The organism is Streptomyces sp. NPDC051677 (genome assembly GCF_044453465.1).
In the GTDB taxonomy this organism is placed as follows: Bacteria; Actinomycetota; Actinomycetes; order Streptomycetales; family Streptomycetaceae; genus Streptomyces.
Window position 1 is genome coordinate 397,293 of the sequence record NZ_JBITCT010000001.1, and the last position, 19,983, is coordinate 417,275.

Here is a 19,983-nt window from a genome sequence, read left to right on the forward strand (position 1 = left end):
TGTACGAGTCATCCGGAAGGACATACGGCGATGCCGCACGCGCCCTCGACAGTCACCCAGGTAGCGATCGTTCTTTTCCTGGTACTTCCCGGCGTGACCTACCAGTTCGTCCGCGAACGAGCGCGCGGCCTGGCCCCGGTCCACAGAGACCTGGGCGAACGCGTACTCCGAGCGGTGACGGCAGGCATCGCTCTCGACACCGTCTACGTCTTGCTCGCCGGCCCTTGGTTGGTGCACCGGGTCTACGACCGTCGCAACGGCTGGTTGACCGGCGCGGCGGAGAATCCTCGTGTCGCGGCGCTGACGGCGGCAACCCTGTTGATAGCCGTTCCGGCTGCCGCCGCGTGGCTCACCTCCTGGCTGGGATCGCGAGGCAGCAGGTCGACCTATGACCCGACTCCCACGGCATGGGACTGGATCTTCCAACGTCGGAGCCACTGCCTGGTGCGGGCGCGGCTGAAGAGCGGCCATTGGATCGGGGGTTACTACGGCGAAGACTCCTACACGTCGAGCTACCCGGAAGCCCCGGACCTGTATCTGCAGACCGCTTGGGCCGTGACCGCCACCGGAATGTTTGAACGCCCGCTGGAAGATTCCGGCGGGCTCTATATTCGGATGGATGATGTGGAGTATCTCGACTTCATCGAAGTAGCTCCCGTAACTGCAGACGGAGACACGACCAGTGACCGAAATTCGACCGCGGTTGGACCCCAACGGGAAGAGGGGCTACAGGCCCGTCGGCAGACGGCCGGAGCCGACCCAGGCTCCGCCCACGCCCCCTCCGACCACTGAGCCGGACACGGTTGCGTCCGACGAGGAGTGACTCGGCAGGCACCCGCTGCACAAAAGTCGCCCACCCTTGGCCGCACGGACTGGACTAACGTGCCGATGAACCCCTGCCCCGCCCGCCTGTCCCGATTGTGAGGACCCACGTGCACATCGCGCCCCTCAGCCCCGACGACCCCTCCGAGCTGGGCGGATACGAGCTGCTCGGGCGGATCGGGCAGGGCGGCATGGGGCAGGTGTACCTGGGCGAGTCGCCGGGCGGGGAACCGGCCGCGGTGAAGGTGATCAAGCCGGGCGTCGTGGACTCCGGGACCCGGCTCAGGTTCGCTCAGGAGGTGGAGATCCTCAAGACCGTCTGGGGAGCTCGCGTCGCCGCCCTTCTGGACGCCGACCCGGAGGCGGATCCGCCATGGCTGGCGACCGAGTACGTCGAGGGGCTGGACCTGAGCAGGCATGTGGGCAGGCACGGGCCGCTGGACTCCCTGCTCACCGCCTCGCTGGGCGCGACGCTGGCGGAGGCGCTGGCGTCGGTGCACAAGCAGGGACTGCTCCACCGCGATCTGAAACCCGCCAATGTGCTCCTCGGCCCCAACGGGCCCAAGGTGATCGACTTCGGGCTCGCGGTGTTCGCGGAGTCGAGCGTGTCACTGACCGCGGCAGACACCGTCGTCGGCACTCCCTCCTGCATGCCGCCCGAGCAGGCGAACGGCGAGAAGCCGCTGACACCCGCGGTCGACGTGTACGCGCTGGGTGCCGTGCTGCTGTTCGCCGCCTCGGGGCACGCTCCTTACCGGGCCGACAACATCCATCTCCTGTTCCACCAGGTCGTCGATCCCACGATCGCGCCCGACCTCTCGGGGGCGCCGGAGGAGCTTGTGCCGCTGCTGGCGGCCATGCTCGCCCACCGTGCCGAGGACCGGCCGACGCTCAACGACGTCGTACGGCGGTGCCGGGCACTGATCGAGGCGCAGGGGCTCAAGGTCGCCCAGGCGCGGCGCAGGCTCACGAACCACACGGCCGCCCCTGCCCACGTACTCGACGACCTGCTCGCCGTGGCTCCCCCGGTTGCGGCGGGGCCGTCGGCTCGGGAGCAGGGGCGGACGGCCCGTGTCCCGACCGACGCAGCGCCGGGTCGGCCGGAGGCGAAGACGCCGGCAGGCGAGTCGGCCCGGCAGAAGCCGGGGGTGGCCGTCCCGCCGATGCCTCCCGTCCAAGTGCCGCCGACCGATCCGCGCCTCCTCCTCGCCCGCGTCGACGCCCCCACGCCCTCGTCCGCCGACAGCACACCCGCCTCCACGACGGCGGGGCGCGAGCCGACGGAGGGAGCGACGGCGCCGGACGACGTACGGTCCTCGGTACCTCCGGCGGGTCGAGGCCGGGTGAGCGGCGACGACAGCAGTGTCCGGCGGCGCTCACGGCGCCATTCCGCCCAGGCCCGGATCACCGCGCAGCGGCTGCGTGAGGCATACGCGGCCAGTACACCCTTCTGACCCGTACGCCCCTCCGACCCGCGATAATGGGCGGGCCCTGAACGGGGGCCGACCATGTACGACCGAACCGCCTCAGGAGGCCACGGGTGACCGCCGTCCAGACCAGTGCGGAACAGAGCGGCGTCAAGACCGGCCAGGACCAGTACCCGGCCGGTGCCCAAGTGGTCGTGCGGGACGAGGAGTGGCTGGTCAGGAGCTCCGTGCCGACGGCCGAGGACGGCACCCGGATCGAGGTCGTCGGGGTGTCCGAGTTCGTCCGCGACCAGGAGGCCGTGTTCTTCTCCGGCCTGGACCGCATCGAGCTGCTCGACCCGCGCGAGACCACGCTCGTCATGGACGACTCCCCGAACTACCGCCGGTCCCGGCTGTTCCTGGAGGCGGTGCTGCGCCGCACCGCGCTCCCCCAGTCGGAGCGCCGGCTCGCCCTCGCGGACTCGTTCCTGATGGACCCGCTGCCGTACCAGCGGCGCCCCGCCGAGCTGGCGCTGTCCGGCGGCAACCTGCGCCCGCGTCTGCTGATCGCGGACGTGGTGGGCCTCGGCAAGACCCTGGAGATCGGTCTGACGCTGGCCGAGCTGATCCGTCGCGGCCGGGGCGAGCGCATCCTGGTGGTCACCCCGCAGCATGTGCTGGAGCAGTTCCAGCACGAGCTGTGGACACGCTTCGCCATCCCGCTGGTGCGGCTGGACTCGGTCGGCATCGAGCGGATCCAGCGGGAGATCCCGGCCGGCCGCAACCCCTTCACCTCGTTCAAGCGGGTCATCGTCTCCATCGACACCCTGAAGAACACCGACCAGTACCAGCACCATCTGGAGCAGATCCGCTGGGACGCGGTCGTCATCGACGAGTCGCACAACCTGATCAACCGCGGCTCCCTGCGCAACCAGCTCGCCCGCACCCTCGCCCCCCGCACCGACGCCCTGATCCTCGCCTCCGCGACCCCGCACAACGGCGACGCGAAGTCCTTCGCCGAGCTGATCGGCCTCCTCGACCCGGTGGCGATCCGGGACCCGGAGAACTACCGCGCGGCCGACATCGAGCACCTCTTCATCCGCCGCACCAAGATCAGCCGCGAGGTGCGGGAACAGATGAAGGGCCAGTGGGCGGACCGCGGCCCCTCCCACTCCGTGCACTGCCCGGCCACCCCCGCCGAGGAGAAGATCTTCGAGGAGCTGGCCGCCGTCTGGCTGCCCGGGGACGGTGGTACCTCGGTGAGTGCGGTGCCCCTCTTCCCGTACACGCTGCTGAAGTCGTTCCTGTCCTCCCACGCGGCGTTGAGGGCGACGGTCTCCGCTCGGATCAAGACCCTGGAGAAGAAGGACGATCGTCGGGGCACCGAGGCCGAGCTGGCCGCCCTGGGCCGGCTGTCGGAGCTGGCCGCCGATCTGACCGAGACGGACTCCGCGAAGTTCGCCGCCCTCGTGCGGCAGCTCCGCGAGGAGATCGGTGTCGGACCCGGGTCGGACGAACGCGTCGTGGTCTTCTCCGAGCGCGTGCACACGCTGGAGTGGCTGGCCGAGGTGCTGCCCGCGGCACTGGGATTCAAGGGAAGGGCCGCCCGTGACTGCGTCCGGATCATGCACGGCGGCCTCTCCGACGAACAGCAGATGGCCTGCGTCGAGGAATTCGGCCTGGCCGACACGCCCGTACGGGTCCTGCTGACCGGCGACGTGGCCTCCGAGGGCGTCAACCTGCACCGCCAGTGCCACCAGCTGGTGCACTACGACGTGCCGTGGTCGCTGATCCGTATCGAGCAGCGCAACGGCCGTATCGACCGGTACGGGCAGGCCCGTCCCCCGGAGTTCCGCGCACTGATCCTGACCAGCGAGGTCGAGGGCGCCAAGGACGACACGGTGGTCGCCGAACGGCTGCTGGAACGCGAGGACCAGGCCCACCGGTCGCTGGGCACCGCGGAGGCGGTGACCGGCCTGTACCGGGCGGAGGCGGAGGAGAAGTCCCTCATCCAGGACCTGCTGCGCGGCCGGACCGTGGACGAGTCCCTGGACGCCCGCCGCTCCGACGCGGACGGCGAGGACGCGCGCCTGGACGACTTCCTCGCGGACTTCTTCGGCCCGGTCGGCGAGGAAGCACCACCGGCGGAACCCGCGGAGCCGGGCGACTCGGCTCCGACCGGTACTCCCGGTACTCCCGGTACTCCCGGTACTCCCGGTACGGAGTCGTCGGCCGGCCGGGCCGCCACGAGCTCCGTGCTGCCCCGTCTCTTCGACTCGACCGCCCACTTCCTGGACGAGGCGCTGCGTGAGGTGTACCCGGACGCCCGTGACCGGCTGGACCTGGACCGCGACCAGCAGTCGGGGCTGCTCTCGTTCCGCCCTCCGTCGGAGCTGGTCCACCGCCTCAAGGCGCTCCCCATGGACTACCTGCGCGAGCAGCGGCTGCGCGAGCGTCTGCTCGTGACCTTCAACCGCCGCCTCGCCGAGCACTCCCTCCAGCGGGCCCGGGAGTCGTCCACGTCGAGCTGGCCGGAGATCTCCCTGCTGACGGACCTGCACCCGGTCGTCGAGTGGCTCACCGACAAGGTCCTCGTCGGGATGGGCCGCCAGGAGGCCCCGATGATCACGGCGAACGTGGCCGAGCCCGTCTATCTGGTCCAGGGCGTCTACTCGAACAAGCTGGGCAGGCCCACCGTCGTGAAGTGGATGGGGGTCACCTGGCTGGAGACCGCCAAGAAGGGGCTGGTCGACGACGACATGGTGTCGCTGCTGCGCCGCTGCGGTGTCGGCCCCACGATGGCGAACAAGCTCCGCTACCGCGACCCGGTTCCCCTGCACAAGGTCCTCCCCGACGTGCTGGACACGGCCGAGGCGTTCCTCAACACTCACCGCGACGCCTGGGACGAACCGTTGCGCGAACCCATCGAGCAGTACAAGCGACGGCTCGGCACCTGGCGGCAGCCCACCCTCGCCGGGGAGCGCACGAAGGAACGCCTGGCCGATCTCGCCGACTCCCTGCTGACGACGGGCAGGCCGCTGCTACGGGTTCTCGCGGTCCTGGTGCCGGACCTGGACCGCAAGAAGGACGACGGCGGGCCGCCGCCCGTCTCCCTCACCGCCCCGGCCGCGTCCCCGTCCCGGTTCTGAGAGAAGCCCTGTCATGACGTACGACTCCCTCGTCAACCGCGGCGACTACTTCTCGGCCCACTATCTGGCCGAGGTACTGCCGAAGGACCTCAAGTCGGGCCTGCTGCAGGCGTGGAAGGAACGCGAGGAGGCTGCGAAGCCGCCCGCAGGAGACGAGCGGGGCACAGAGGCCGAACTCCTCACCGTGGCGGCACCCGGCGGCGGCGAACTGCCGGTGACACCCCGCTCCGGGCTCCGAGCACTGCGCCGCGACTACTTCCGGGCCCGGTCCTTCTTCGCCCTCCCCGAGGACGAGGACGGCATCATCGCCGTACGCGACACCGACGACGAGACGCTGACGTACCTCGCGCCGGAGTGGCGGGAGCGCGTCCGGTCCCTCAACGCCGAGGTGCTGCGCGCCCTCGGTTACGACGCCAAGCCCCGCACGCTCACGGTCGAGCGCGCGGGCCAGACGTACGAGGTTCCGGTCGCGCACGCCGAGAAGGGCCTCGTCGCGCTGGACTGCGGCTGGGCCGCCGAACCAGACGCCGCGCTCGACCCGAAGGGCCGCGGCCGGCTGCTGCAACCGGTACCGCTCGACGGCCCGGCCGCCGTGGAGACCGGCTCCAAGCTGGCCTCGTTCCTGTTCGCCTGCGAGGAGCCGCCCCGGTACGTGCTCCTGCTCGGCGGCGGTGTGATCGTCCTCGCCGACCGCGCGGTGTGGGGCGAGGGCCGCTACCTCGGCGTCTCCCTGGACACGGCGCTCCAGCGCAACGACACCAGGACGGGCGGCGAACTCGACACGGTGGCCGCGCTGTTCGGCGCGGACTCGCTGCGCACCCCGGAGGAGGGCGGCGAGAACCCGCTCGCCGAACTCGTCGGCAAGTCGTCCAAGCACGCGGTGGGCGTCTCCAGCGAGCTGCGCGACGGCCTGCGCAAGAGCGTCGAGCTGATCGCGGGCGAGGTACTGGACCGGCTGCGCGAGCACGGCGTACACCCGGAGGACATCGGTGAACTCCCGGAGCTGGGACGCCAGTTGACCCGAGAGTCACTGCGCTATCTGTACCGGATCCTGTTCCTCCTCTACGCCGAGGCCCGCCCCGAGCTGGGCATCCTGCCGGCCGACTACCCCGAGTACCAGCAGGGCTACGGGCTCGGTCGGCTCGGTGAGCTGATCGCCGACCGGGAACCGATCAGCGACACGGCCCGCAACGGCTTCTACCTCTACGAGTCCCTCGACCTGCTCTTCGGCAAGGTGCAGGACGGCTACCGCCCGCGCCGCACCCACGGGGTCGACGCGAAGACCAGCGAGGACATCGGCCTGCGCTTCGAGCCATTGCACAGCAAGCTGTTCGAGCGGGACGCCATCCGGCTGATCGGCGACGACAGCCTCCTCGATCCCCGCCACGACTCCGACGAGGCCATGGCCCGGGGCGAGTCCGTCCGCTACCTCGACACCCGGCTCCGCAACGCCACGCTCCACCAGGTGCTCCACAGCCTGATGATCACCCAGGGCAAGAGGGGCGAGCGCGGCGGCTTCATCTCCTACGCCCAGCTCGGCATCAACCAGCTCGGCGCGGTGTACGAGGGCCTGATGTCGTACAGCGGCTTCATCGCGGACGAGGAACTGTACGAGGTCGCGAAGGGCGGCGACTCCAAGGACGGCTCCTGGCTGGTCCCCAAGTCGAAGATCGAGGAGTACCCGGACTCGGTGTTCGTACGCCGCCGGGACAGGCACACGGGCGAGGACGTGCGGGTGAGCTACGCCCCGGGTTCGTTCGTGTACCGCCTCTCCGGCCGCGACCGGCAGACCTCCGCCTCCTACTACACGCCGGAGTCACTGACGAAGGTGACCGTGCAGCTCGCCCTGCAACAGCTCCTCACGGAGGAGACCGAGGCGAAGGAGCTGCTGAACTGGCGGATCTGCGAGCCGGCCCTCGGCTCGGGCGCGTTCCTCAACGAGGCGATCAACCAAGTCGCGGCCGAGTATCTGCGGCGCAGGCAGAGCGAGTTGGCGCGTTCGATCGACACCGAGCAGTACGCCGTCGAGCTCCAGAAGGCGAAGGCGTACATCGCGCTGCACAACTCGTACGGCGTGGACCTCAACGAGACGGCCGTGGAGCTGGCGGAGGTCTCGCTGTGGCTCAACACCATGCACCCCGGCATGGAAGCCCCCTGGTTCGGTCTGCACCTGCGGCGCGGCAACTCGCTGATCGGCGGGCGGCGGGAGGTCTACGCGGCTGACCGTCTGAAGAAGGGCGGCTGGCTGGGGGCCACTCCGGAGCGGTTCGCGCTGGCGGACGCGGTGGGGGGTGAGCGGTTGCCGGAGGGCGCGGTGCACCACTTCCTGCTTCCGGCAAAGGAGTGGGGCACGGTCGCGGCCGAGAAGGAGGCGAGGGCGCTCGCACCGGAGGCGGCGAGGGCGCTGGGCGCCTGGCGGAAGGCGATCACGAAGTCACCGACGGCCAGGCAGACGGCCAAGCTCCAGGGGCTGGCCCGGCGGGCCGAGTACCTGTGGGGGCTGGTGGTACGGCGGCTGGAGCTGTCGGAGCGGGACATCTCGCGGCGGATCCAGGTGTGGGGGGCGGAGGGCGACTGGTTGCGGCGTCCGGAGGTCGCAGTGCAGCGGGACGAGGTGCTGGCCGACCTCCAGGCCGAGGACACCCCGTACTGGCGGCTGAAGACGCTCATGGACACGTGGTGCGCGCTGTGGTTCTGGCCTGTGCAGAGCGCTTCGCTGCTGGACGGTACGGACGAGAAGTACGTGCGGGCCGAGGCGCTGGCGGAACGGGCGGCGGAGTTCGAGGCGGCGGGGGTTTCTGCGGCTGGTGAGGAGGACTCCGGTGTCCTGATGGCCTGGGAGGCGGACGCGCTTCCGGGTTTCGCTGCTGAGCCTCAGCAGATGACGCTGACTCGGGATTCGGTGTCGCGTCGCCGTACGGGGCGCCGCGCGGAGCAGGTCAAGGGGCAGCGGCGGGAGGTGATTCCGCTGGCCTCGCTGGACGACTGGCTGGACTTCGCGGAGGCGCTGCTGGGTACGCAGGATGTGCCGGGTGAGTCGCTGGTGGCGACGTTCGAGACGCTGGATGACTTGTCGGTGTACGAGGACGAGCTGCCCGAGTGGATGGGTATGGAGCGGTTCCAGTGGTTGGAGGGGCGGTTCTTGTGGGCGGGTGCGGCGAAGGATGTGGCGAGGGCTCAGGGGTTCTTCCACTGGGAGTTGGAGTTCGCGCAGGTGTTTGCGCGGGGTGGGTTTGATTTGCAGGTGGGGAATCCGCCTTGGGTGAGGCCGCAGTGGCAGGAGGATCTGGTTCTGGCTGAACTGGATCCGTGGTTCGTGCTGGAGAATCAGCCAACCCCAGCGGAATGGCGTCTACGCAAGGAAGGCCTGTTGGATGTGGGCGGGGAGGGCAGGGAGTTCGTCCTGCACGAGCTGACCGTCGTCGCTGGAGCCGTCGCCATGCTGAGCAGCCCGACGACGTACCCACTTCTTGTCGGCACACGTGGCGACCTCTACCGGGCCTTCATGGCTCAGGTGTGGCAGCACATCGGGCCTCACGGAGGGGCTGGCTTGATCCACCCGGACACGCACTTCGGCGGTGTACGCGAAGGAGTCATCCGTGCAGCCGCGTACCGGCATCTTCGTGTGCACGCACATTTCGTGAACTCGGCCAACTGGGCATTTGAAGATCTTTCCCGTTCCCAGGAGTTCGGGATGCACATCTATGGCACAACACAGGAGCCCAATTTCCTGCATGTCAGCCAACTACGCGACGCAGAAGCGCTGCCCGACTCACTAACTCATGACGGCCAAGGGACGACGCCCGGCATCAAACACAACGGCTCGTGGGACATCAGGCCACACCGCGAGCGCGTGGTGCATGTGGATACGGCCTTGCTCGCTAGCTGGCATACCCTGACGGGCTCTGAGGGGGGAGCTAGGCAGACCCCTCTGCTCTATCCAGTGCTGGTGAGCGAACAAGGCGCGATCGATGCGCTGGCTGAATATCACAGTAGCCTGGCAAACTTCCGCCCGATGATCTCAGGTGGATACAACGAGACCAATGCCAAGAAGGATGGGCTGATCCGCTGGGGCAACCAAGCCGTCCCGGAGATCTCGGACGTCATCCTGCAAGGGCCGCACTTCTCGTGTGCACTCCCCTTTGCCAATGAGCCGATGATTCCTTGCCGGAACCAGAGACACTGGAACGCACTCCCGCCGACTGAGCTGCCTGAGGCACACGTCCCTGTGACTAACTACGTGCGAGCCGCCGACAAGGCGACGTACCTGGCGGCCCAAGACTCCTGGTTCGAAAGGTCCTCTACCTCGCACTTTCGGCTGGCTTGGCGGAGGATGATCCCCTTCAACACCAGCCGCAGCCTACAGGCGGCCCTCATTCCGCCCGGCCCTGCCCACATCCACGCAGTGCAGACCATGGCGCTGGCCGACAACCGTCTTACAGCTCTTAATGCGGGGTTCTGGGCAGCCCTCCCCCTGGACTACCTACTCCGCATCACCGGCCGCGCCGACCTACAGACCGGCGAGGCCCGCAAAATGCCCGCCCCCGATCCAAAGCACCCTCTAGCCCCCGCACTCCTCCTCCGCACCCTCAGGCTGAACGCCCTCACCACCCACTACAGTCCTCTCTGGACGGAGCTGTTCGACCCCCGCTGGGCAGGCTATGAGGACTGGGCTAACCCCCACTGGCCCTACCTGAAACCCCTCGCGGTCGGCCTCAAGACGACCTGGAAGTACAACACTCCACTCCGCACCGAACACGAACGCCGCGCCGCGCTCGTCGAACTCGACGCACTAGTCGCCGTCTGGCTCGGCATTACCGCCGATCAACTTGCCGCGATCTTCAACTCGCGGTATCCGCAGCTGCACGCCTACGAGTCGGAGACCTACTTTGACGTCAACGGCCGCAAGATCGCAGGTGACTTCAACACCTTCGGCCACGGCCAGACCAAGCAGGACTACCTCGATCTCCTAGCCCACCTGGAAGACCCGGAGCACACCCCTCCCCCGGAGGGCTATCAGGCCCCCTTCTACAAGGCCGACCGAGAGGCCGAGATGAGGGCCGCACACGCGCACTTCCAGGCCCGGCTGGACGCGGAGATCGCCGCCGGCCGTTGGGCTCCGCCCGCCCGCGAAGCCGTACAGGTGTAGCTGGCGGACACAAGTCTGCCCCTGGCACCTGGCCAGGGGCAGCAAGCCCTACCTGACGGCGAAGCGGACAAACGCGGTCCAAGCCTCAGCATCGACGGCAAGGCCATGGCGGGCTGTGTCCTTGGAGTCGCGTACGTGGATCGTTTGAGGGCAGACGGCAACTTCGACGCACTCGCCTCCGGCCCCACCGCTGTAGCTGCTCTTGAACCAGTGCAGTTCTGCGGCCAGGCCCTCAGTTCGTTTCACCTTCACACCTCTCCAAGCAGCTTTGCGACGAAGGCCAGCGACTCGCGTGGGGTGAGCGCCTGCGCACGGACGATCCCGTAGCGCGACACGATTCCCTGGACCTCGCGCCGGTCGCTCACCATTGTGCTGCGTCCCTGCGCCTCCAGGTAGGCCACTTGATCGCCTTCTGCACGCTGCAACACGGTGAACGGTCCGTCAACCCCGGCGTTGTCCTCCCGGTCCAGTGGCATCACCTGGATCTCCACATTTCGGAGTTCGGCGACGAGCATCAGATGCTCCAATTGGCCGCGCATGACCCCCCAGCCGCCGAGCGGCCTGCGCAGCACCGCCTCGTCGAGAACGAAGCTGAGCAGCGGCGATGGCTTCCGCTCGAAGATCTGCTGGCGAGCAAGACGGGCCGCCACTCGTTGTTCCACGGTTTCTTCGTCCAGCAATGGTCGCCACATCCCGAATACAGCCCGCATGTACTCCTCGGTCTGCAGCAGTCCAGGCACGGCTTGGGTCGCGTACACCCAGACCTCAACCGCCTCCGCCTCCAACCGCGCCGCATCCCGAAAGAACGCCGGATACTGCGCCCGCGCAACCTCCTCCTTCATCTCCTGGAGAACGCCACCCGCATCCGTCACCTCGTCCGCCCGGTCGATGAACGTCGGCGGCGGCACCCGGCGTCCCTGCTCGTACGCGGCGATGGTCGACACGGAGTAGCCCATCATCGAACCGAACTCGGCCCGCTCCAGCCCCGCCCGTACCCGGAACCGCTTCAACTGGCGCCCGAAGACGCGCACGATCCCCGACCCGGCGCCCGCCTCCCGTTCCTCCTCCGCACCGGACTCCTGCCCGGTCGGTCCCGCCGATTCGCTCATGTCCCTCACCGCCTCCCCGGCCAACGCGACCCCCGCGCCAGCCGTCACGCTCCGCCCCGCCTACACGCACAGACCAGCCACTTACAGCAACCGTCCGTGTGCGCGCCGTATCTCGTCACGGTAAAACCACCACGTCAGCGTGGACCACATGAACAACGAAACTTCCCCCGTACGCGAGTTCGCGATGCGGTTCACGTCCTCCACGCGTGGAGCCCGCCTCGCCCGTCGCCTGGTCTCGCACCGGCTGGACTCATGGGGGCACCCGTACACCGGTCACGCCAACGAGACGCTGACGCTGATCACTTCCGAGCTGGCCGCCAACGCCGTACGGCACGGGCATGTCGCCGGACGGGACTTCCACCTACGGCTGACCGAGACCGGCAGCAGCCCGCGCACCCTGCGCATCGAGGTCACCGACACCCGCACCGAACGCGTACCACCGCTTCTCGCGCCCCAGGAGCCACCCGGCGACGACGAATCGGGGCGTGGTCTGTTCATCGTGGCGCGGCTGGCGTCGCGTTGGGCGGTCGCGCTGCGCGTCGACGGGCCCGGCAAGACGGTGTGGGCGGAGCTGTGGCTGCCTGCCGAGACACCCGCACCATCACAGCCGGTCAGCCGTTTTCCCGCCAAGGCCTGACGGGTTTTCGGATACTCGGGCGCCTGCTGTCAGTCCCGCCCACTATCGTCGTCCGCCCATGCCTCCGCCAGGAGCAAGCACGGCAGACCACAGGGGGACGCGCTGTGACCACCACGCCCGAGGAACCGACCGGGTACCGGATCTCCATCGTCGACGAGGACCCGTTACGTGCCCGCAAGGAGGCGCGTGAACTGCTCGCCGGGATCGCCGGCGTCGACCCCGGGGCCGCACTGGACGTTCCCCGGCCGGCATCGGCGACCGGCGCGACGGACAAGGGCGGGCTCGTCTCGACCGACACCATCGGCGTGCTGATCAGCGCCGGTTCGCTGGTCGCCGCCGGGGTGCAGATCTGGCTGGCGCGTGTGCCCCAGCGGACGATCATCGTGAAGCGGCCGGACGGGGCGACCCTGCACATCACCGGGAAGGAGGCCCGCGAGGACGACGACCGGATCGAGCGCTTCCTCGCGGGCGACGGCCACGAAGAGGTCCTCGGCGGCGACACCCCCACGGCCGGCTGAACGCGCATGACCGACAACGACCGGTTCGCCATGCTCGTCGGCGTGTCCACGTACGACAGCGACGCGTACCACGACCTGCCGCCGGTGCGCGCCGACCTGCACTACATGCGGGCGGTGCTGCAGAACACCGAGATCGGCATGTACAACGACTGCGAGATGGTCCCCGAGCCGACCCGCGCGGAGATGCTGCACGCCGTCGAAGAGTTCCTGGAGGCGCGGCAGCCCAGCGAGACGGCCCTGCTGTACTTCAGCGGGCACGGGGAGTTCTGCGAGGCCGACAACCAGCTGTACTTCCTGACCCGGGACACCGATCCGGACGACCTGCCGGGCACGGCGGTACCGGCGGAGTTCCTCGAGCGGATGCTCCAGTCGTGCCGGGCCGCTTCGAAGCTCGTGCTGCTGGACTGCTGCTCCAGCGGTTCCGTCGTACAGGGATGGACCTCGAAGGGGTCCGGGGAGGGACCCGCGCGGCCCACGCCGAGCACCCTGCTGCGGCCGACCGGCGTGTACTTCATCACCGCCTCCGACGCCCTCCAGTCCGCGTCCGCGATGGCGCCGCCCGGGTCGAGCCTCGGTACGTCCCGGTTCACCGGGGAGATCGTGGAGGGGCTGCGCAACGGGCGGATCAAGGGCGGCGGCTGGATCACGCCGGACGACCTCTTCGACTATCTCACCGCGCAGATGACGCGCGACGGCGTACCGGAGGAGCAGCGCCCCACCAAGTCCACGATCAGGGCCACGCGCAGCCTGCCCTTCGCCCGGTCGGTCGCGCGCCCGGTGCACATCCCGGCGCTGCCCCGCGACGCGGCGGAGGCCGGCCGACGCTCCCCCGCCCTGCTGAAGGCACGGGAGCTGGCCGCGCTGGACGCCCGGGACGGCGTCGACCGGCAGCGGCTGCTGCGGTACTACGCGCACTGCCTCACCGCGCAGGCGGCGGCATCCATGCGGCCCGACCGGGACAGCGGGCGCGAATCGAAGTACTTCCTGCTGGGCCAGGGCGAGGAGACCATACAGTCCGGGCGGGGCTCCACCTTTCCCGCTCCGGGGAAGCTTCCCAGGCCGCAGCAGACCAGGTCTGCCGGTGCGGACGACCGGAACGCGGGGGCGCAGCAGGAGTACTGGTACGGCTATCCGGCGATCACGCTGCCCGTTCGGGACGGCGGGGGCCGGGGGCGCCGTACGGCGGTGGAGTTGGCGCCGCTGCTCATCCAGCAGATGGAACTGGCTCCGGACGAGGAGGGCCGGGACGTGCTCCGGCCCAGCGGTGTGCCGTCCCTGCACACCGGTGTCGTATCGGAACTGCTGGACGCAGGTGACGCGGCCGACCTCGTCGCGCGCTGGCAGCCGTCCTGGCAGGAGGGCAACGACGCTCAGATGCTGCTCGCCGTAAGGGAGTTGCTGGAGGAGCTGGGGCTGCCCGAGTTGGAGCCACTCGATCCGTCGGCGCTCAGCGAGCGGACGGTGATGCAGGCGCTGCGCCCCGGCGCGCACAACGCGGCCGTCCTGCTGGTGCCTTCGGGTGTGGAGGCGATCGCCACCCAGGCCCTGGTGGACAACCTGCTGCAGATGTCGACGCGGACCGGTCAGATCCCCGGCACCGCCCTGGACGCGCTGCTGAGCGGTGGCGAGGGCGGTGCGCGCGATGCTTCCGCCGACGTGGTGGCTCCCGGGCCGTGCAACGAGAGCCAGGAGTCGGTGATCTCCTCGGCCATGACGCGGCCCCTGACAGTGGCGACCGGACCGCCCGGGACGGGCAAGAGCGAAGTCGTCACGGCCGTCGTCACCACGTGTGTCGCCGCCGGGCAGTCAGTGCTCGTCGCCTCGACGAACAACGAGGCCGTGAACGTCGTGGCCGAACGCTGCGACGACATCGCGCCGGGCCTGCTGATGCGGACGGGCAACGCTGAGGCGCTGGAGCGGGAGGCAACCAAGCTGGAGCGGCTGCTCGGCGAGCCCGCCCAGGCCCCGCGGCGCGGATCGGCCACCGTGGGCGGGCAGTTGCGCAGCGCCCGTAAGGCGGCCGACGGGCTGCGGGCGGAGGCCGCACACCGCGTCGGCGAAGAGGTGCGGCTGCTGGAGCTGCTCCGGGACCGGGAGGAGCGGGCGGCCGCGCTGGAGTTGCCGCTGCCGCTCCTGGAAGGCGTCTGGGCGGCGGACGAGGACGGCTTGGCCGCGCTGGGGCGCTGGGAGGTCAGGGCGCGGAAGGTGGCCGGGGCCGGTTGGTGGCTGCTCGGTCCGTGGCGTCGGGGGCGGGCGCTCGCCGCGCTGGTCTCGGCGGTGGCCGATGCCCCGGAGGAGAACCGGCCGGACCGGCCGGACCGGCCCTCGTGGCCGGGATGGGCGACCGGGCGGCCGGTGCCGGCCGAGCTGCTGGAGTCGCTGGCGGACGCGGTGGCCGTGGAACGGGAGGTGCGGGAGCTCGTACCCCGGCACGCGGGATGGGACGAGGACGGGCTGAGGCGGGCGCGGCTGGAGGCTGCGGGCACGCTGTCCGAACTGTCGGCGGAGCTGTCGCGGGCGGTGTCCGCCGAGGCGCTGACGAGGGCGCGCGGGCTCATGGGGCAGCGGCTCCAGGCGCTCCGGGGCCGCTCGGGCTACCAGCGGAGCCAGAAGAACCTGATGACGCACATCAAGGGGTGGGCCGTCAGCACCCACTCGGTGCGGCAGCTCGAACTCACCCCGAAACTGTTCGACCTCGTCGTCATCGACGAGGCGAGCCAGTGCTCCATCCCCTCGGTGCTGCCGCTGCTGTTCCGGGCGCGCCGGGCCCTGATCATCGGCGACCCGATGCAGCTGGGGCACATCCCCGGCGTGTCACCGCAGCAGGAGCAGCAGGCGAGGATCAGGGCCGGGCTGAGCGCGGCACAGCTGGAGGACCACCGGCTCACGTACCACGTGTACTCCTCGTACCACGCGGCCGAGCAGCACGGCGACTCCGCGCTGCTCCTCGACGAGCACTACCGGTGCCACCCGCGGATCGCCGATGTCGTCAACGGCTACTGCTACGCGGGCCAGTTGCAGGTGCTCACCGACGTACGGCGGCAGGTCCCGGCCGTCGACCCGGTAGGGGCGGCCGAGCCGGCGCCGGTGCTGGGCTGGGTCGACGTACCGCGCGGTGAGTCGGCGCGCGGCGGCGACGGGCGGTCCTGGCGCAACGCGGCCGAGGCGGAGGCCGTACGGCGAGTGGTGGACGAGCTGCTGGCGCGGCTGCCGGAGGACGCGACGGTGGGTGTGGTCACGCCGTTCCGGGCGCAGAAGGAAGCGCTGGCGCGGGTGTGGCGCGACGACGACCGCGTCCGGGTCGGCACGGTGCACGCCTTCCAGGGCGGGCAGCGTGACGTGATGGTGCTGAGCCCGGTGGCCACGCACAACACGCCGCCGAGGACGACACACTGGGTCGCGAGCCAGGTCAACCTGTGGAACGTGGCGGTCACCCGGGCCAAGTCGCAGTTGATCACCGTGGGCGGTCACACGTTCTGGCAGGAGCAGAGCGGCCTGCCGACCCTGCTCGCGGGACGTTCGGTGCCGCTGGGAGCGGACGCGGGCGAGGACGGCGGGCTGGTGGTGTCCACGGCCGCCCCGGTGACCGGGGTCCGTGAGGAACTCGCCGACCGGCTCCAGCAGTGCCTCACCGAACGCGGGATCGCCGACCTGGAGCGTGCGGCGGTGGTCGGCGGGCACTCGGTGGATCTGCTGTTCACCGAGGCCGGGGAGAACACGGCGGTGCTGATCGACCCCGGCCCGCGGTTCGGTGGCGACCCGGCACGGCACCTGCGGCTAACCCACGCGCGGGGTGACCTGCTGACCGGGCTGCCGTCCGGGGGGTACGGAGCGAAGGCGTGCCCGGTGGGCCGGACGGTACGGGTTCCTGCGTGGCGGATCCTGGCGGGTGAGGAGGCGCTGGTGCCGCTGTTCGACTGAGAACGGACGTGCCGCCGTCGCCGGTTCAGCTGTCGGGCAGGGTCCGGACGACGTAGGTCATGTGCTGGACGTTGCCTGCCCAGAGCCACTCCGTGGGCCCGCCCGTACCGCCGCCCAATGTGGCGGGCCCGGTCGCGCAACCGCGCAGCCATGACTCACCGGCTCCAGCGGTCGCGCCCCGGAATTCGGGGAGGGCGAGGATCTGCCGGGCCGCCCTCCGGTTGACCGCTATCCGGTCGTCTCCGCGGGCCAGTACCTTGCAGACGACGAACGAGGCCTCCGTGGTGTAGCGGAGAACGCCCCAGGGCGGGCCACCCTTGCTGTTCCGCTTCGGCACCTGGGTGAGCGCCGCGACGGGCTGCACGCCGTAGTCGCCGTAGCCGAGCAGCGGAAGGTAGGCACGACCGCTGGCCCGTACCTCGTGCCACAGGTGCCAGTCGGTGCGGGGCTCCTCCCGCAGGCCCTGCTCCAGCATGTCGCCAGTGACGCGCGGGAATCCCCCGGCGAGGACGGCGGCGGTCCGCCACGGCGCCAGGGGAATCAGGGCGTCGAGAGCGCGCAGGGTCTCCTTGCCCGCGTCGGGCCGGTCGCCGAGGACGCCGCCCATGTCCAGCAGCAGATCGACCGGCACGGCCGGATCGGCCCGCGCCAGGAGGCCACGGACGGCTTCGGCGGTGTCGCCGTCCCACTCGCCCGTGACGCGGACCCGGACGCCGACACCGCAGTCGCAGCGGCAGGCCGTCTCCAGAGCCGCGGTCTGCTGCGCCTCGGTCCGTTCCGGCCCCGTGACCGGGCGCAGCCGGCCCAGCTCGCTGTAGACGAAAAGGGCGTCGGCGAGGGAGAAGACCTGGGCGTCTTCAGCGAAGGGGGCGTCGATCCACCCGCCATGATGGCGATGCACCCCGCTCACCGGGTCGACGAACCTCCGAACGGCGGCGTCCAACTCCGTCGACTCCATGGCAGGGAGTGGCGGAAGGTTCCACAGGGGCACGAGTGCGGCCCGGACATCCGGACGCAGACGCCGGTAGGCCTCCGCTGCATGCGGCCGAGTCGGCAGAACGGGAACGTAGAGCGGTTCGGACATCGCGGCTCCCCTCGGCACTGCCCGCGCGCTTTCCCTTCCCGCAAGGGTCCGCGTAGGTCAAGGCAGGTGAAAAGAGAGCCCTTTCGGTCTGAATGGCTGAAGTGCGCAAGTACCTGGTGACGGTGTGACGCAAGTTGTACGCTTCGTGATGCTCGGTGGTCGGACGCACCAAGTGGACGGCACACATGGGGAACTGAGCGGCACTCAGCGGGCTGCCTCGGGACCGTCCGCCGTGCGCCGACCAGTTCGATGACCGGGCCGTTGCCGCCCGGCTGTTACACGATGGGCGCGAGGCTTGAACCACCGCATACTCGGTCTGACCGTGCGCAACTTCCGCACGCTGACCGACACGAAGCTGCCGCTCGGCCCATTGACTGTCATGGTCGGCCCGAACGCGGCGGGCAAGTCGAATGTTCTCCATGCCCTGGAGTTCCTGGGGAACGTGGCCCGGGAGGGGATCGAGCCGGCGCTGAACGAGTGCGGCAAATTCGACTCCGTGGCGTTCAGGGGCGGCCGGAAGCCGGTGTCACGGATCACCGTCGGCGTCGAGGGCGTCTGGTCGGACTTCGCGTCGGACGAAACCCCTGACAGCTACGAGTTGAGCGTCTCGCAGCGTCGGCTGCCCGAGCCGCGGCACCGTGAGCACGTGCTCTACCGACAGGAGCGGTTCGTCCAGCACCCTCATCCGGACGCACAGTCGTCAGTCGAACTGACCAGCGATGCCGGAGTCATCAGCAGCCCGTGGGAAATCGACGGCGAAAGCATTCAGGTCAGTGTCGGGCGAATGGTGTCGGCCCTTCACCAGGACCAGGTTCTGCCCTGGCCGGCGGGCACTACGTCCGGTAAGGCCATCACGGATGTGCAGCACCATCTGTCCCGGATCCGAGTCTTCGACCCTGATGTGCGGGCCGCGCGAAAACCGTCCCCGATCAGCGAGACGGGGCGCCATCTCAAAGGCGACGCCTCCAACCTGGCGGACTTCCTGCTGGGGCTGCAGGAGCACGGGGACGCCTGGGAACTCCTCCAAGAGGACATCAGGACCGTGGTCCCGCAGATCCGGAACATCCACATGTCTCTCATCCCGGGCTCCAGCCGCGTAGAGGTGGAACTGGAAGAAGAACGCCTGCGAGGCCGCACCCGCCTGGCGGACGCGTCCTGGGGCACCGTCCGCGCCCTGTGCATGCTCGCGGTCATTCATGATCCGGAGCCGCCGCTGCTGACGTGTATCGAGGAGATCGATCACGGACTCCACCCGCACGTGCTGAGCCTTCTGGCGCTGAGGCTCCGCGAGGCCAGCGCGCGCGGCCAGTTCCTGGTGACCACGCACTCGCCGGTTCTCGTCAACGAGGTCGAGCCCGAGGAACTGATCGTGTGCGAACGGCTCGCCAGCGGCGCATCGCGCATCCCGGCTCGCACTCTGGAGGACATCCAGCGGGTCGTCGAGAAATCCGAGTACGAGCCGCTGGGCGACCTCTGGTACTCGGGCGCCCTCGGGGGCGCCCTGTGAGTCCGAAGCCTGTTCGCGGCCGTCAGCGCTCGGTCATCGTGGTCGCCGGCGAGGACCCGAACGACTGCAAGGTGCTCCAGCACCTGATTCCCGCGCTGTATCCGGGGTCCTGTCCGGAAGTGAAGTTCATGAGGAAGCCCGTCCGGTTGGCGCGTGCCCAGGCGACGCTCTCTCCACGCCTTCAGGAGATCAGGCGCTTCGCGCAGGGTCACGCGGACACGGCGAAACTGGCCGGAGTCGTCATACACGTCGACTTCGACGCGGTCGCCGATGAGCACTACGACAAGGTGCGCAGGCGCATCACGGAGGAGATGCGCGCCACCTTCAAGGAATGCTGCCCTTTCGCTCTGGCCCTGGCCGCCTACGAGATGGAGGCCTGGCTGATGCTCTTCCCCGAAGCGTTCCCCAAGGTCAAACCAGGCTGGAAGCTCAAGGACGCCGAACGCCGCCGCGACCTGGGCCAGATCATGAAGGCCAAGGAGCACCTCGTGAAATGCCTCGGGAAACCTCCGTACAGCGAGTCCCACGCTCCCAAGATCATGGAGGAAGCGGTCAAGGGCGGCCACGTCATCGCCCGGCCCGCCGGCAACAACCGGTCGTACCGTGACTTCGCCGACGAGGTGGCGGGCTGGAAGACCTCCTAGGTCAGAGCCCGTTTCAGCACCGTTTCGGGCCTGTCGG

General features: G+C 69.6%; 12 protein-coding genes. 9 read left to right on the top strand and 3 right to left on the bottom strand.

Features of this window, described 5'->3' with window-relative positions:
• The first annotated feature begins 30 nt into the window (after window positions 1-30).
• From ACIBAF_RS01780 to ACIBAF_RS01795, 4 genes are all read left to right on the top strand, one after another.
• Entirely contained in the window at window positions 31-792 is a 762-nt protein-coding gene (locus ACIBAF_RS01780; RefSeq protein WP_399461097.1) for a DUF6338 family protein, read from the top strand.
• A 140-nt stretch (window positions 793-932) separates the two neighbouring features.
• Window positions 933-2,276 carry a protein kinase gene (locus tag ACIBAF_RS01785; protein WP_399461098.1) on the top strand — a complete coding sequence of 448 codons (1,344 nt, stop codon included), beginning with the start codon at window positions 933-935 and terminating at the stop codon, window positions 2,274-2,276.
• Between the two features lie 86 nt (window positions 2,277-2,362).
• The gene (locus ACIBAF_RS01790; protein ID WP_399461099.1) at window positions 2,363-5,377 is read left to right on the top strand and encodes a DEAD/DEAH box helicase; all 3,015 of its coding nucleotides are present in this window, start codon (window positions 2,363-2,365) and stop codon (window positions 5,375-5,377) included.
• 13 nt (window positions 5,378-5,390) lie between these two features.
• A complete protein-coding gene (locus tag ACIBAF_RS01795) occupies window positions 5,391-10,526 on the top strand; it encodes an Eco57I restriction-modification methylase domain-containing protein (protein ID WP_399461100.1) in 5,136 nt (1,711 codons plus the stop codon).
• A gap of 48 nt (window positions 10,527-10,574) precedes the next feature.
• Here the strand turns inward: ACIBAF_RS01795 and ACIBAF_RS01800 are convergent, their stop codons facing one another.
• Together ACIBAF_RS01800 and ACIBAF_RS01805 are read right to left on the bottom strand one after the other, a co-directional pair.
• On the bottom strand, window positions 10,575-10,754 hold the full coding sequence (locus ACIBAF_RS01800) for a DUF397 domain-containing protein (RefSeq protein WP_399461332.1): 180 nt from the start codon (window positions 10,752-10,754) through the stop codon (window positions 10,575-10,577).
• A gap of 20 nt (window positions 10,755-10,774) precedes the next feature.
• Window positions 10,775-11,635, bottom strand: coding sequence for a helix-turn-helix domain-containing protein (locus tag ACIBAF_RS01805; protein ID WP_399461101.1), 861 nt, complete (start codon window positions 11,633-11,635; stop codon window positions 10,775-10,777).
• Window positions 11,636-11,783: 148 nt separating this feature from the next.
• On the opposite strand from ACIBAF_RS01805, the gene ACIBAF_RS01810 reads away from it, so the two are divergent.
• From ACIBAF_RS01810 to ACIBAF_RS01820, 3 genes are all read left to right on the top strand, one after another.
• A complete protein-coding gene (locus ACIBAF_RS01810) occupies window positions 11,784-12,272 on the top strand; it encodes an ATP-binding protein (RefSeq protein WP_399461102.1) in 489 nt (162 codons plus the stop codon).
• A 104-nt stretch (window positions 12,273-12,376) separates the two neighbouring features.
• Window positions 12,377-12,790, top strand: coding sequence for a hypothetical protein (locus ACIBAF_RS01815; RefSeq protein ID WP_399461103.1), 414 nt, complete (start codon window positions 12,377-12,379; stop codon window positions 12,788-12,790).
• Window positions 12,791-12,796: 6 nt separating this feature from the next.
• A complete protein-coding gene (locus tag ACIBAF_RS01820) occupies window positions 12,797-16,711 on the top strand; it encodes an AAA domain-containing protein (protein ID WP_399461104.1) in 3,915 nt (1,304 codons plus the stop codon).
• A 25-nt stretch (window positions 16,712-16,736) separates the two neighbouring features.
• On the opposite strand, the gene ACIBAF_RS01825 is transcribed toward ACIBAF_RS01820, so the two are convergent.
• Window positions 16,737-17,795 carry a beta family protein gene (locus ACIBAF_RS01825; protein ID WP_399461105.1) on the bottom strand — a complete coding sequence of 353 codons (1,059 nt, stop codon included), beginning with the start codon at window positions 17,793-17,795 and terminating at the stop codon, window positions 16,737-16,739.
• A gap of 295 nt (window positions 17,796-18,090) precedes the next feature.
• On the opposite strand from ACIBAF_RS01825, the gene ACIBAF_RS01830 reads away from it, so the two are divergent.
• Together ACIBAF_RS01830 and ACIBAF_RS01835 are read left to right on the top strand one after the other, a co-directional pair.
• Window positions 18,091-19,302 (top strand): AAA family ATPase, encoded by a 1,212-nt coding sequence (locus ACIBAF_RS01830; protein WP_399461106.1) that lies wholly within the window; start codon window positions 18,091-18,093, stop codon window positions 19,300-19,302.
• Window positions 19,299-19,946 (top strand): hypothetical protein, encoded by a 648-nt coding sequence (locus tag ACIBAF_RS01835; protein ID WP_399461107.1) that lies wholly within the window; start codon window positions 19,299-19,301, stop codon window positions 19,944-19,946. Before ACIBAF_RS01830 ends, ACIBAF_RS01835 begins: the two co-directional genes overlap by 4 nt.
• Window positions 19,947-19,983 lie beyond the last annotated feature (37 nt).